9 protein-coding genes and 1 pseudogene are annotated in these 14,288 nt (G+C 66.5%); 2 read left to right on the forward strand and 8 right to left on the reverse strand.

Annotation, left to right across the window (positions count from 1 at the left end; translation table 11 throughout):
• Positions 1-139 precede the first annotated feature (139 nt).
• The 8 genes and pseudogenes from RZR99_RS02825 to RZR99_RS02860 form a co-directional block, all read right to left on the reverse strand.
• Positions 140-1,117 carry a nitrilase family protein gene (locus RZR99_RS02825; RefSeq protein ID WP_323118217.1) on the reverse strand — a complete coding sequence of 326 codons (978 nt, stop codon included), beginning with the start codon at positions 1,115-1,117 and terminating at the stop codon, positions 140-142.
• 379 nt (positions 1,118-1,496) lie between these two features.
• On the reverse strand, positions 1,497-2,699 hold the full coding sequence (locus RZR99_RS02830) for an MFS transporter (RefSeq protein WP_323118218.1): 1,203 nt from the start codon (positions 2,697-2,699) through the stop codon (positions 1,497-1,499).
• Between the two features lie 233 nt (positions 2,700-2,932).
• Positions 2,933-4,216 (reverse strand): amidohydrolase family protein, encoded by a 1,284-nt coding sequence (locus tag RZR99_RS02835; protein ID WP_323118219.1) that lies wholly within the window; start codon positions 4,214-4,216, stop codon positions 2,933-2,935.
• A 47-nt stretch (positions 4,217-4,263) separates the two neighbouring features.
• Positions 4,264-5,346: pseudogene (locus RZR99_RS02840) on the reverse strand (SIS domain-containing protein); the annotation flags it as partial.
• Positions 5,347-5,458: 112 nt separating this feature from the next.
• Entirely contained in the window at positions 5,459-6,172 is a 714-nt protein-coding gene (locus RZR99_RS02845) for an HAD family hydrolase (RefSeq protein WP_323118220.1), read from the reverse strand.
• A complete protein-coding gene (gene hypF, locus RZR99_RS02850; protein WP_323118221.1) occupies positions 6,169-8,544 on the reverse strand; it encodes a carbamoyltransferase HypF in 2,376 nt (791 codons plus the stop codon). Before hypF ends, RZR99_RS02845 begins: the two co-directional genes overlap by 4 nt.
• Positions 8,516-9,511: a hydrogenase expression/formation protein HypE gene (hypE, locus tag RZR99_RS02855; RefSeq protein ID WP_323118222.1), complete on the reverse strand. Its 996-nt coding sequence runs from the start codon at positions 9,509-9,511 to the stop codon at positions 8,516-8,518. The genes hypF and hypE overlap by 29 nt, the downstream gene beginning before the upstream one ends.
• A 77-nt stretch (positions 9,512-9,588) precedes the next feature.
• Positions 9,589-10,182 carry a cysteine hydrolase family protein gene (locus RZR99_RS02860; RefSeq protein WP_323118223.1) on the reverse strand — a complete coding sequence of 198 codons (594 nt, stop codon included), beginning with the start codon at positions 10,180-10,182 and terminating at the stop codon, positions 9,589-9,591.
• Positions 10,183-10,540: 358 nt separating this feature from the next.
• Here RZR99_RS02860 and RZR99_RS02865 point away from each other — a divergent pair, with 358 nt between their 5' ends.
• Both RZR99_RS02865 and RZR99_RS02870 read left to right on the forward strand, forming a co-directional pair.
• Complete coding sequence (locus RZR99_RS02865; RefSeq protein ID WP_323118224.1) at positions 10,541-11,410, forward strand: LysR family transcriptional regulator; 870 nt, start codon at positions 10,541-10,543, stop codon at positions 11,408-11,410.
• Between the two features lie 844 nt (positions 11,411-12,254).
• A complete protein-coding gene (locus RZR99_RS02870) occupies positions 12,255-14,231 on the forward strand; it encodes a family 20 glycosylhydrolase (RefSeq protein WP_323118225.1) in 1,977 nt (658 codons plus the stop codon).
• Positions 14,232-14,288: the final 57 nt, after the last annotated feature.

Raw genomic sequence — 14,288 nt, forward strand, 5'->3', positions numbered from 1 at the left:
GGGAACGGCGACAAGCGGCGACTATGTTCCCCACCAGGGGGCGTCGCGATCGACGGCAATGCAGACTTTCGAACCACATGGCCGAGGTGGGTGAGCAGGCTGCCCAGCGCGTCGTCGTCCCCCCCGGCCGACCGCTTCCTTACCTCGCTTTTGTCGGTAATTCCGAGAAGTGCGCGTCATGCGGGGAGAGTTCGTCGCCGCGCACTTCGGCGAGGCAGCCGTACAGCGCCGGACGGCGGCCTCTCAGCCATCGCTGCCCGGTGCTCATCTCGACCAGTTGCAACGCGAGATCGGCCACCACCATCGCGTCTTCGCATGCGGTCGTTTCGGCAACGATGCGGCCGTAGGGATCGAGGATCATCGCGTTGCCGGTCCGGACCTCGTCCTCGTCCTGTCCCACCCCGTTGCTGAAGATGACGAAAATCCCGTTGTCGTGGGCGCGCGCGGGCAGCCATCGCATCAGCCACTCGCGGCCGTTCGGTCCCTGGAATTCCGCCGCGATGGCATCGGGGTCGCGCTGCCGGTCGTGCCATTTGAGCAAGGGGATCGGCTTCATCGCATGAGGGCTTCGGGAGTGTGTGCCGCCCGTCTGATGCGGCGCGATGAGAATCGTCGCGCCCAATAGCGCGGTGGCGCGAACGTTCTCGATGAGGTTGTTGTCCCAGCAGATGAGAATGCCGATTTTCACGCCCCACGGCGTCTCGAAGACCGTAAAGCGATCTCCGCTGCTGATGTGCTCGTGTTCGAACGCATGCAATTTGCGGTGGCTGTGCAGCGCGCCATCGGGCATGCAGACGACGTAGGTGTTGAATAGCCGTCCATCGGGCGCCACCTCGAGCAATCCCGCGCCGATCGCGATGTCGAGTCGGGCCGCGGTTTTCCGAACGATCCCGATCGAAGGGCCATCGATCGGTTCCGCCAGCGCCTCCAGTTCGGCTCGATCCAGCCTCGGTATGTGCCAGTAGCCGGTGATACACATCTCGGGGCAAATCACCAGGCGCGCGCTTCGGGAGGCCGCCGCCTCGGCGAAGTCCGCGATTCGGCCAAGGTTATACGGCTTGTCGCTGGCGCGATGCTGAAATTGAACTGAAGCAACGCGAAGGATCGATTCTGGCATTATTTCTCTCGGCTTATTGTTGGTCTTGGAATGGCTGAAGCCCATTCCGGGCGTTTTTTACTCGCTGATATTATTTTTCGAATGATCGGCCGGCCGCCGATCCGAACCTGTCCGCGATCTCGCATGTGCGCGGAAGCGTCATCCTGTCGGCCGGCCGAGCCCCCTTCGGCGGAAAGCGTCGCTGGCGGATTCGACGCGGCAACCGTTGCCCGGCGGTTTGCCGGGCTCCCGTTTTCGGCGACCGCCCGGGAAGCACCGCCGGGGGCGAGCTTCCCGGACCACCCGGAATGTCCGTGAAGGAAGCAGGCGCCCCCGGGAAACCCGTTTTCCGCGCCTGCCGTGACGCATTGCCGCTCAGCGGCGCAAGCCGATGCGCTGCTCACTCATGCGGACGAACCCGCGCGTCGATGGCGGCGCGGGGAGCGACGGAGGCATGCATGCCCGACAAGGTGAGAACCGCAATGGCGGTCGCGGCGGCGGCCCCCGTATAGAAGATGGTGCCGAGGCCGTAGTGCTGGCCGATGAGGCCGAGCAGCGGCGGGGCGGCGAGCAGGCCGGCGAAGCCCATGGCCGACACGGTGGCGATCTGCACCGCCGGACGCGGCAGGGCGCCCGCCATGCTGAACAGGACGGGCACGACGTTGGCGAGACCGGCACCGGCGATCGCGCAGCCGACGATCATCACGACGGGGTCCTTGCTCAGCGGCCCCGCCGTCAATCCCGCCGCGGCAATCAGGCCGCCCGCGCAGACCAGCGCGCGCGAGCTGAATTTGCGGCGAATGACGTCCCCGGCGAAACGCATGACCGCCATGAACCCGGCGAAGACGGCGTAGCCCATCAGCGCGACTTCCTTGCCGGCGCCAAGCGTGTGCCGCATATAGACCGCCGCCCAGTCGAGCACCACGCCTTCGCAAGCGAAGGCGAACGTGGCCACCACGCCCAGAAGCAGCGCGGGTCCGACCAGCGCGAGCCGCGTTTTTCCGGAAGCCTGCTCGCCCCCTTCCGCCGGCGTGCCGGACAACAGCCCGCGCTGGGCCCACAGAAACAGGACGAACATGGCGGCGGCGATCGCGAGCGCTTCGACCGGCGGAGGACATACGCGCATCAGCAGGGCCCCGGCGCCCGCGGCCGAGAGGCCGCCCAGGCTCCACATTCCGTGAAACGACGACATGTAGGGGCGGTTGAAGCGCTTTTCGACATCGCTGGCGTGGGCGTTCATGGCCACGTTCATGGCGCCGCCCGATGCGCCGAACAGCAGCACGATGACGGCGAGCGTCACGACGTCCGGCGCGAGCGGAATGACGCTCGCGAGGCCGCAATACACGACGGCGCTGATGCGGATCGATCTCGCCACGCCGATTCGCTGGATCAGCCACGCGCTGAACGCCATGGCCACGACGGTGCCGCCTCCGAGCATCAACAGGATCAGGCTGAGCACGAAAGGGGCGAGGCCCAGGCGTTCCTTGAAGACCGGGATCTGCGTGGCCCACATGCCGATCAGCGCGCCGTTGACGAAGAACATGGCGGCTGTCGGGTGCCATGCGCGCCAGTGCTGGCGCGTAGTCGCGACGGCGTCAGGCATGATGGACTCCTGCCGGGTGCGGATGGACGGCCGGCGTTGAACGGGGCATCGCTGTTTTCATGGGCATGCAATAGATCTCGCGGTGGTCGGCATCGGAGGCGATCCTGTGCGGGGCTTCGCATGCGAGCCCCCGAGGTTCGCCCGAGGATCGGCAAGGCGCCGAAGGCAGGTGGGTACGTCCCGGCGGGGCGAGTCGGGCGCGACGGCCGATAACCGGGAAACCGGACGGCATGTCATGAGGGCTGTCGAGGCGATGCGTGCCCCGCGTCACGAAGAGGCTGTGGCGCAAGCGCTGCGCGACTCGCCGGCGGGGACTTCGCCCGGTCGTGGAAGGGACCCGCGACCACCCAGCGGCCGTCGATCAACACGCCGCGAGGCCGGTGGCGGCAGACCGTGTCGAGAATCGCGGTACAAACGGCGGCAGACGCGCCGCTATCGGCGATCAGATCCCCGTCATACAGCAGGAGGTCGGCGCGTTTGCCCACGGCGAGTGTTCCCGTTCCGGAAAACGTCAATGCCTGCGCGCCCTTCCACGTCAGCAGGTCGATGACATCGCCCGCCAGCTCGTTGCGCGCGCGGCCCTCGGCCCCGATGAGGCCGGGCGGCGCGCCCCGCCCCCAGCCGAGCGCGGCCTGCGTGCGGCGCGCGATGCCGGCGCGCGCGATATCGCCGCGCTGTCCGGGCTGCTCCGCCGGTTCCCCGGCCGGATAGACGACGTGGGACGGGCTGTGCCGCAAGTGTTCCCGGTCGGCGAACGACATCGGCGCGGCCGGCACGACGAGCGTGTTTTCATCGAGCACGTCGAGGCTGCGCAGCAGGCCGAGGCCCGTGCAGCCGTACGCATCCTTGAACGCATCGGACCAGGGGGCGCCGCCGTCCACGCGAACGACGAATCGCCTGCGGATGCGCCGGGCCAGCGCGTGCAGCCCGGTCAGCAGGTGGGTCGATGCCGCGAGCTGAGAGCCGACGGCGGGCTGGATCGCGAGTCGCGCGCCGTCGAAACGCCGAGCCGTCCGCTCGTAGTCGCGCAGGCATTCGGCGGTGTCCCAGCCGACGGGGCCGGGCTCGGGACCGAGCCACAGATCCGCGTACTCTCGATGAAGACTCGCGCGCACGCCGACCCGCGTGATGGCGGCAAGGCTTTCTTCCACCCGGAATCCGAACATGCCGACGGTGGTGACGCCGTTCGATACGGCCTCGAGGAGGAGGTCGCCGAGCTGGGCGACGCGGCGCTCGCCGGCGTTCGCCGCCGTCGAAGCGGCCGAGTCGTCGCGGCGAACGGCGCCCGCCGACAGGCTCGCATTGACGAGACCCGGCAAACACACGAACGCGCTGCCGTCGACAGGCTCGAACGCCGACAGCGTGCCCGGCCGCGCGATCCCGACGATCTCGCCGTCGCGGATTTCGATATCCGCGCGTTTCAGCATGCGATCCGCCGAATCGTAATAACGCACGTTCGAGATCACCGAGGCGACGGCGGCCCCGGCATCCGGGTGGGCATGGTCGGTAGCGGACAATTCGGTTCCCTCGTGTCGATGACAAACGCGTCGGCCGCCGTCGTCCAGGCGGAATCGCGCCCCCTCCCGATGCCGGATCCGCGCGCAAGTGCCGCGTGTCGGGCGAGCAACTGCATCGGAATGATGTGCAGGACAGGCGTCAGTAGCCCGCGGTGCTGCCCGAGCCGGATGAGGTCAAGATTGACGTTGGCCGGCATGCTGCAATCCGCGTCGGCGAACACGAACAGTTGGCCGTTGCGCGCGCCGACTTCCTGCAGGTTGGAATTCAGCTTTTCCAGAAGCCGGTCATGGGGCGCGGTGACCACGACCGGCATGTCGGCACTGACGAGCGCCAGCGGGCCATGCTTGAGTTCGCCGGCGGGAAAGGCTTCGGCATGGACGCACGCGATTTCCTTCATGCTCAGCGCGCCTTCCACCGCCACGGGGTAATGCATTCCGCGACCGAGGAACACCATGTTGTCGCGGGGCGCGAGGCGTTCGGCCCAGATCCGGATGCGGGGCTTCAGCGCGAGCACTTCGTCGATGGCGTCGGGCAGCGCGCGCAGCGCCTGCAGGTGGCGCCGCTCGTCCTGCGCGGCGAGCGCGCGGCGCGTCCGGGCCAGCACCAGCGTGAGAACGAACAGGGCGATCAGCTCGGTCGCGCAGGTGCGCGCGGGCGTCATGCGGCCTTCGATTGCGGTGGGAGGCGTGAAGGCCAGTGCGCATGCGCGTGCGAGCGCGGCGTTGCAGATGGCGAGGGTATTCGGCATCCCCATGCGTTCGGCGAGTTCGATCGCCCCCAGGAGGTCGGCCGTGTCGCCGCTTCGCGACAGGGCCACCACCAGGGAGCGCGGCTTGGCGACGCTGTCCCGGTAGCGGAATTCGCTCGCGAACTCGACGCTCACGGGGAGCGCGGCTAGGCTCTCGATCCAGCCCTTGGCCAGCAGCGCCAGGTGGTAGCTGCCGCCGCACGCGAGAATCAGCACGGAGTCGACCGCGGGCAGGATCCGGCGCGCCTGCTCGCCAAAGCATTCGGGAGAGAGTCCGTGGAAGCCGTCGAGGGTGCGGGCGACCGCGAACGGCAGCCTGTCCAGTTCCTCGAACAGGTCGTCGGTCTCGACGGGCGCGGCTAGGTCAGCGGCCTTGGGGTGAATCATGTCAGACATGCGGATTTCCTCGGGCAACGCGCGTCGGCGGCATCCGGGCAGGCGCACGCCCGAGGGCGATCGCGCCTGCAGGAGCGGGGCGGTCGGCGGCGAACCGTCACACCTGCACGGCGGCCAGGCGCTCCACGAGCAGCCGGTGTCCCGGCCGGCACGAAAGAATCGAGCCCTCCGGGCCGCCCGCCTGCAATTCCACGCCTTCGAAATCGGGGATGGCGAGCTTCGCGCCGTTGCGGACCAGCTCCTCTCCGCCGATGCCGACGCAGTAGGCGCCGGCGGTGACCGCCGAGGTGACGCCGCTGCCGGCATCCTCGAAGACCATGGTGCGCGCGGGCGGCACGCCGAGACGTTCGGCCGCGAGCAGGTAGGGATCGGGATGCGGTTTGCCGCGGGCCACGTCGTCGCGCTCGACGATCACCGAGAAGTACGGCTTCGCCTTCAGCATCTCGATCACGCGATCGATCTTGTAGCGCCAGCCGCTCGTCACGACACCGATGGTGATGCCCGCCTCGCCGAGGCGCGAAACGAGCCGCGCGACGCCGGGGATGGTGTCGTAGTCGGCGGTGTTCTCGACGTGGATGACGTGTGCCTGGACCTTCTCCTGATCGGCGCGCGGCAAGTCGTGGAACAGGGCGCGGATGGTGTTCGGCCCGGGCTGCCCGTGGATATGGCGGTGGATGTCGTCCTCGGTGATCACGCGTCCGTAAAGCTGTCCGGCCTCGCGCCATGCGCGTTCGATCACGGCGCGGGAATCGACCAGGACGCCGTCCATGTCGAACAGGACGGCCGATACCTTGGCTGCGTAGTCGCTCATCGTGTTTCCTCGATCAATTGAAGTTCGCTTCCCACGGTGGCCCGGGCGGCGGCCACCACCACCTGGCCGAGCGAGATGCCGCCGTCGTTGGTCGGCACCAGCTGGTGGCAGTACGGTTTGAATCCGCGCGCCTCGAGCGCGGCCAGCGCATTGACCAGCACGAACTCGTTGCTGAACACGCCGCCGCTCATCACGATCTGCTCGACCTCGAAGCGCTCGGCAAGGCGCGCGCACGTCTCGTCGATGATAGCCACCACCGTCGAGTGGAAGCGCCGGCTGAGCGCCGCGAGATCGGCGCCGGGCGCGACGAGCAGTTCGACCGCCTCGCGGACGATGGGGCGATAGTCGACTTCGACGCATCCGTCGCGCGACGCGAGGGTGTAGGCGAAGGGTTCGGCGAGTCGGAAATCGCGCCGCAGCAGCGCTTCCATCTCGATCGCCGCCTGCGCCTCGTACTCGATTGTCGAACAGATGCCGAACAGCGCCGACATGCCGTCGAACAGGCGCCCCATGCTGGTGGTCGTGGCCGCGTTGATCCTGCGCGCGGCCATCTTCGCGAACACGTCGCGGCGCTGTTCGTCCAGCGCGCGCAGCGCGGGCACCGCCAGCGCCGCCGCCTGTTCTCCAAAGGTGTCGACCAGCAGGGCGATGGCGACGCGGATCGGCTCCTTGACGGCCTGGTCCCCTCCCAGCAGCAACAGGGGGCGCAAATGTCCGACGCGCTCGAATCCCGTCGCGTCGCCGAGCAGGAATTCGCCGCCCCAGATGGTGCCGTCCGGCCCGTAGCCGGCGCCATCGAAGATCACGCCGATGGTGGTGCCGGACAGTCCGTTCTCCGCCATGCACGAGACCATATGCGCATGATGGTGCTGGACCTGGACGACGCGCATCTCGGTTTGCCCGACCGCCGCCCGAGTCGAGCGGAACGCCGGGTGCATGTCGCAGGCGAGCGTGTCGGCCCGCACCGAGAGCAGGTTCTGCAGATGCGCGGCGCAATCGGTGTGGGACTTGAAGGTGGTGTCGTTCTTCAGATCCCCGATGTGCTGGCTGATGAAGACCTGGTTGGCCTTGCCGATGCCGACCGTGGTTTTCAGCTCGGCGCCGAGCGCCACGATCGAGCCCACCGGATACGGCAGGTGAATCGGATAAGGCGCGTAGCTGCGCGAGCGGCGCATGAAGGACATCAGAGGCGCGTCCTTGCCCTCGCGGACGATCACGCGCACGACCGAATCGTCGACGCGGGTGCGGATATCCCGATCGTTCAAGACGAAGGCGTCCACGAGATCCCGCAGCTGTTCGAGCGCGGCGTGGTTCTCGAAGGCGATCGGATGCCCGGAAAGATTGCCGCTCGTCATCACCAGCACGGAGAGGGCGGGGTCCTCCAGCAGCAGGTGCTGCAGCGGCGTGGACGGCAGCGTGACGCCGAGGTTGGGGTTGCGCGGCGCGATCGCCTCCGGCAGCGTCTCGGGGCGCTTGCGCAGCAGGACGATGGGGCGCTGCGGGCTTTCCAGGAGCGCTTGCTCGTGCGGGTTGACGAACGCCCATCGCGCGGCGGCCTCGCTGTCGGCGACCATGACCGCGAACGGCTTCGCGTCGCGCCGCTTGCGCCGGCGCAGCTCGCGCACCGCCGTTTCGTTGCGGGCGTCCACCGCGAGATGGAAGCCGCCTAGGCTCTTGATCGCGAGGATCGCGCCGGCGCGCAGCATCGCGATGGCCTCCCGCACCACGTCGCCGGTCTCGATGGGCGTGCCGTCCCGGTCGGTCAGCTGCAGGTGCGGACCGCAAGCGGGGCAGGCATTGGGCTGGGCGTGATACCGGCGATCCTCGATGTCGTCGTACTCGCGTTGGCAGTCCGGGCACTGGGTGAACGCGCGCATGGTGCTTTGCGCGCGGTCGTACGGCATGCCGTGGATGATCGAGTAGCGCGGCCCGCAGTGCGTGCAGTTGATGAACGCGTACCGGTAGCGGTGGTCGCCGGGGTCGCGCATCTCGCGCAGGCAGTCGTCGCAGACGTGCGAGTCGGGCGGGATGATCGTGTCCATGTACGCCAGATCGACGCTCTTGCGGATCTCGAAACCCTCGTAGCGCGGCGGCGGCACGTCGTGCGCCACCTGCCGCACGTCGGTGATCCGCGCGAGCGGAGGCGGCCGGGAAACCAGCTCGTCGATGAAGCCGTCGAGGGCCTGCTCGGATGCCTGCACCTCGAGCAGGACCCCTTCGGAATCGTTGAGTACCCAGCCGCAGGTCCCGTAGCGGCGGGCCAGCCGATGGACGAACGGTCGGAAGCCGACCCCCTGCACGATGCCGCAGACCCGGTAGCGGCGGGTCCGCGGCGCGGCGGGATCAGCAGAGTCGGGGGAGTTCCGCGCCATGGAGTTCCTCTAGGGTCGTCTGGGTGCCGTCCGCTTCGACGAGGCGGACCTCGGCTCCGGTGGCGGGTCCGACCTCGCCGATGATGACCGCCTGTCCGCCGACGGGGTCCGCGCGCAGGATGGCCAGCACGTCGTCCGCCACGTCGGGCTCGACGAACAGACAGAGGCAGCCTTCGTTGGCGAGATGGATCACATCGATGCCGAGCATGTCGGCTGCCATGGCGGCTTCCGGCAGGATCGGCAGCGCGGTCCGCTCGAAACGGATGCTGCAGCCGGTCGCGCGCGCATGCTCGTGGAGCACCGCGCACAAGCCGCCACGCGTGACGTCGCGCAGCGAGGCGACCTTGCCGGCCGGCACGCCCTTCAGCACCGCATCGACCATGTGATTGAGCGGCGCGCAGTCGCTCAGCACGTTGCGCTCGAAGCCCAGGCCTTCGCGGATCGAGAGCAGGTGGATCGAGTGGTTGCCGATGTAGCCGCTCAGGAGGATCTTCTGTCCGGGGCGCACATTCTGGATGGAAACCGGCGGCCGCTCCAGCACGCCCACGCCGGCCGTGTTGATGAAGAGCCGGTCGGCGTCGCCCTTGCGGACCACCTTGGTGTCGCCGGCGACGATCTTGACGCCCGCGGCGCGCGCGGTATCGCGCACCGACGCGATGATCGTCAGCAACTCGTCCATCGGCATGCCGGCCTCGATGATGAGGCTGAGCGTGAGATAGAGCGGGCGCGCGCCGCTTACCGCGAGGTCGTTGACGGTACCGCAGACGGCGATCTTGCCGATATCGCCATTGCCGAAGATGATCGGCGTGACGACGAAGGAATCGGTGGTGAACGCGATCCGGTGGGTCGGCAGCTCCAGCACCGCGCTGTCTTCCATGGCGCCCAGGTAGACGTCGCCGAGCGTTTCGGAAATGCGCTCCACCAGCTCCCGGCTCAGCTTCGCGCCGGTACCGTGATCCAGCACCACCGTGTCGTTCGGGTTCTGCGCGGCCGCGACGGGGGCGCCGCCGGCCGTTACGCGCTCGGTCAGCGTAGAGGCCGTATTCATGCGAGGGCCTCTTCGCCGCGGCCGGGGAGATCGTCGTGATCCTTCAGCCGGTCGAGAATCTCCGACGAGGGGGCGATGACGGCGCAATAGCTGGCCAGCCATTCGAGCGCGCGATCGGTGTCCTCGGGCTTCGGCGAGAACACGCCGTCCCGGGGCACCCAGATCTTGTAGCCGCGGAAGAACGCGTCGGCGGCCGTGGTCTGGACGCAGACATGGGTCTGCAGCCCGGTGACCACCACCGTCTTCACGCCCCGCTCGCGCAGGGTGTCGTCGAGCTTGGTCTCGTAGAAGCCGCTGTCGCGGCCCTTCACCACCACCAGGTCAGACGGATGCACCACGTCTTCGATCAGGCGGTTGCCCGGCGTGCCCGCGATGGCCGGAATGGCGCGCCCGCGGTAGCGGCTCTGCACTTGCGGATCGTCGGGATCGTGGATCAGTTGCAGGTGGACGACGAGCTGCCCGGCGGCGCGGATGCCGTCGAGGAACGTGTTGAACTGCTTGAGCAAGCGGCTCAACTGTTCGGGATCGGTGGAAATCTTGTGGGTGAACTCGTACTGTAAATCGTTGGTGAGCACTGCAACGTTCGGCATGATTCGATCACCTTTATCGGGTGTTTCTGGTTGGCGCCGGATAATCCGGCGATGCGGGACGACAGACTTCGGAAACCGATGGAACGGATAAAGCAAAGCCATTTACGTCTGGATATTCCGACTGCGCATGCAACCAAGCGGCCGTGTGCTTGCCGAACGAGTTGTTTTATTTGGGTTGGTACTGATCGATTTGTTTTTATGCTGATTTTGCAAGTCACGGAAAATCCGGCGGCGATCGTATTGCTGCGTTCACCAGCCCGGCCGCCGCAAGGGGCGTTTTTTTATAGCCGGCACGATTTGACCATGCGGGGGTCGTTTCGTAAAATGGCATTTTCGACGCAAACAAGTCGGATATCGAATGGATATCAAATTGTTACACGCGTTTGTTCATCTGACCGATGCGGGCCATTACGGCAACGCGGCGTCGAAGCTGTTCGTCACCCAATCCACGCTGTCCAAGCAAATCCATGCGCTGGAAACCCTGGTGGGCGGGCCGCTGTTCGAACGCGGCCGGCATGGCGCGAAGCTGACCCCGTTGGGCAAGCTGCTGCTGAAGGAAGCGCGCGCGCTCTTGCGGTTGAGCGACGAGATCGATGTCAAGATGCATCGCGCCATTACCGGCATGACCGGCAATCTCGATATCGGATTCGGTATTTCGACGCTCATCACCGCGCCGAGATTGATTGCCGGCTTCCGGGAGACGACCCCCGACAGCCAGATCACCCTCAACGACCTGCCGTCGAAGGAGCAGCACCAGCGCTTGCTGGGCGGCCGGCTCGACGTCGGCATTTGCCGGGCGCCCGACGGCATCGGCGGGTTGTCCTTCAAGCGCATCCTGGACGAGCGGCTGGCGCTGGTCCTGCCTCACGACGTGAAGATGCCTGCCCGGAGCCGGATGTCGGCATTGAACGGTCTGGGTTTCGTCACGCTTTCGCCGTCGCGCGGGCCGGGGCTCGATGCGCAGATCAGTCAATGGTGCGCTTCCGCCCACTTCGAGCCGCGGATCGTCCAGCACGCCAACGACATCCTGACCGTTCATTCCATCGTGGCCGCCGGGTTGGGCGCGGCCTTCCTGCCTTGGCAAGGGGTCGAGGCACTGGGCCGCCGTACTCACCAGCGAGCGCTGACCGGCCCGGCGTCGAAGTGGCCGGTCGGTATCTGCTGGCGGAGCGACGATACCAATCCGCTCTTATTACGATTTATTGACTACGTATCGAAAAATTCATGAGAAGGGGCGCGCATATATTTCATGGCGCCATATTTAAATTTTTCCCCACTATTTGCTTGTTCGTAAAGCGGATGTAATTAATCGGCCGGGATTTTTGATTACCTGCGTTGGAAGATAATCGCAAATTCCGCCTGCGCTTCGATCACGTTTTTACCCCGTCCGATCTTCAGGTCGCGGACAACGGAACCCCGTCGATCGAGAAACCGCCGCTCGCGAGCGCGAGTTGCATGCGCGAATGAGAAATCGGCGACGGCGCAATCCTGGATTGTCGCCGGATCGACCTTGTCGGGTACGACCGCCCACGGGTTCTGATGACGATCACGCCAACCGCGCGCTCGCGCATCCCGCTTCGGACGCGGGATCCATGCCCGCCCGACTGTCAAATTGCTGGTTTACCCTCTGTAGACAGTCTCATTTGGTGGCTCTACATTGGAATCAAGCTGGTATTAAATTGGTTCTATCTCGGAATACCTCAAAGTGACGCGAATTCCCAATAATCAGGCGTGAATGAGGGGGGAGAAAGGGCACGGCCGGCTGCTTTGTCGAATTTGTTTTGGACTGCAAATAAGTCGCCCCCGGCGGCCTGCCGCATGACGTCAGGCCGCACCGGGAAGCCGCCTCGTCGAATGACTCGACGAGGGTGTTCGCCTTGAGAGGATTCGAACCGATGATCAGCCTGAAAGTAAATCGTGCCATTCTGGCGGCTGTCTGTACCACAAGCTTTTTGGCCGCATGCGGCGGCGACGACGGGCCCGCGAGCGGGACGTCGTCGCTGCTCGCGGCGGAAGCGGGGAAAAATGAGACTGGAACGGCCGCAGCAGCGAAGATGGCGGGAGGCGCACCGATGACGAATCCGACGGACAGCAGCGGCACGGCAAGCACGTTCGCGTGCGCCGCGGCCGAGCAGGCGGGAACGCTCGCCGGCACGAATGCCGCGCCGGCGGTACTGCCGACGCTGCGGACCTGGAAAGGCGGCACGGGGGCGATGGCGCTCACGTCGAACAGCCGGATCGTCGTGGACAGCACGGCGCTGTCGCCGGTCGCGAGCAAGCTCGCCGCCGATCTGCTCGTCGTCTCGGGGCTGCGGTTGCCGGTCGTGACGGGCAACACCGCGAACGCTGGCGACATCGTGCTGAGTCTCTCGCCGTGCGGCGCCGCCGCCACGACGGCGATCGGAACGGAAGGCAATACGCTCTACGTCGATCAGGCGGCCGTGCTGCGCGCGACGACGGCAAACGGGGTGTTCTACGCGACGCGCACGCTGTTGCAGATGCTGACGCTGGACGGCCAGCCGGCCGGCAAGCACGCGAGCGTTTCGAAGGGATTCGCGATCGACTATCCGACCTATCGCGAGCGCTCGATCATGTTCGACGTCGCGCGCAAGTTCGCGACCAAGGACTTCCTGCTGCAGTACATGAAGTTCATGAGCTGGTACAAGCTGAATACCTTGCACCTTCACCTGAACGATTTCGCCACCGACGCCAATGGCAAGACGGTCGTGTCGTTCCGCCTGAAGAGCAGCGATCCGGCGTTCAATGCGCCCCTTTCCGACGACGGGCTGTACTACACCGCTCAGGACTGGGCGGATCTGGAAGCCGAGGCCGCGGCCGACGGCATCACGATCGTGCCCGAGTTCGACACGCCGGGGCATTCGCAGGCGTTCGGCAAGGCTCGCCCCGATCTGGCCAACGCATCCGGCTTTCTCGATCCGACCAAGCCCGCCACGCTCACCTACGTCGAATCCGTTTTCAGCCAGTTTCTGCCGTGGTTCAAGTCCGGCCGGATCCATATCGGCGGGGACGAGGTCGCCACGTTCTCCGCCGCCCAGATCGTGCCGTACCTCAATGGCCTGAGCGCCTTCCTGCAGGGCAAGGGGAAGATCGTGCAGACGTGGGGCGACCAGAACTACCTGACGGCCTACAACACGCAATTGACGACCGGGCTCGACAAGTCGGTCTGGATTCAGCGCTGGATCAACTGGGGATCCGAGGCGTCGATCAACTACAAGCAGGCAGGGTATAACTGGACCGATTCGTACGGAGACTGGTACATCGTGCCGTTCGGGCCGAGCTACTTCAATCCGAACGGCCTGTCGGGCACCACGGTGTACGACGGGTGGTTCACCAAGCCGCAGACGAATTCGGCGCAGTATCCGCCCATCGGGGGCCAACTGGCCGTGTGGAACGACAACGGCGCATCGAAGACGTACACCTACGAGACGGATGTCCACGCGTTGCTGAGGGATGCGATACCGGCAGCGGGCCAGGTTTACTGGAGCGGGCAGCAGCGCGACGCGAGCGGCGCGGTGGTGCCGTATTCGACGGTCGGCGCGAATCTCGCGACGCTGGGCTACGGGCCGGGCGCGAACCAGCTGAGCGGCACACTCACGAATCCTCAGGCGGCGTACAAGGCCGCGTATGCGGCCAATGCGCCGGGCAACGTGCTGGCGGGCGGGGCCAGGCCGCAGACGGACGGCTGCGTGAACTGTTCGAACGGCACGCGCATCGGCTACATGGGAAGCCTGACGTTCAAGGGCATCGCCGTCGCGGCGGACGGGACCTATACCCTGCAAATCGGCTACGGCAATGCGCGCACCACGCCGCTCACCGCGCAAGTGAGCTTCAACGGCGGTGCGCCGGTCGTGGTGACGTTCCCGCCGACGGGCGGCTGGGGGAACATTGCGGGCGTGACGGTCACCGGAAAATTCGCGAAGGGCGGAACGAACACCCTGACGATCGCGCCCGCCGGCGCCGGCAGCAATCCGCCGGACATCGACGGCATCAGCCAGCCCGTATCGGCCGGCGCCGCGAAATCCGTCTAGCGCGCAGACGATGCGGCACCGCGCGCCGGCCCGGCCAAGCGCCGGCGCGCCGTTTCA

Source organism: Burkholderia alba, assembly GCF_034721475.1.
In the GTDB taxonomy this organism is placed as follows: Bacteria; Pseudomonadota; Gammaproteobacteria; order Burkholderiales; family Burkholderiaceae; genus Burkholderia; species Burkholderia alba.

Excerpts from the sequence above, each read along its gene's own strand:
- RZR99_RS02825 (WP_323118217.1), bottom strand. The coding sequence starts at position 1,117 with ATGCCAGAATCGATCCTTCGCGTTGCTTCAGTTCAATTTCAGCATCGC.
- RZR99_RS02830 (WP_323118218.1), bottom strand. The coding sequence starts at position 2,699 with ATGCCTGACGCCGTCGCGACTACGCGCCAGCACTGGCGCGCATGGCAC.
- RZR99_RS02845 (WP_323118220.1), bottom strand. The coding sequence starts at position 6,172 with ATGAGCGACTACGCAGCCAAGGTATCGGCCGTCCTGTTCGACATGGAC.
- hypF (WP_323118221.1), bottom strand. The coding sequence starts at position 8,544 with ATGGCGCGGAACTCCCCCGACTCTGCTGATCCCGCCGCGCCGCGGACC.
- RZR99_RS02860 (WP_323118223.1), bottom strand. The coding sequence starts at position 10,182 with ATGCCGAACGTTGCAGTGCTCACCAACGATTTACAGTACGAGTTCACC.
- RZR99_RS02865 (WP_323118224.1), top strand. The coding sequence starts at position 10,541 with ATGGATATCAAATTGTTACACGCGTTTGTTCATCTGACCGATGCGGGC.
- RZR99_RS02870 (WP_323118225.1), top strand. The coding sequence starts at position 12,255 with ATGACGAATCCGACGGACAGCAGCGGCACGGCAAGCACGTTCGCGTGC.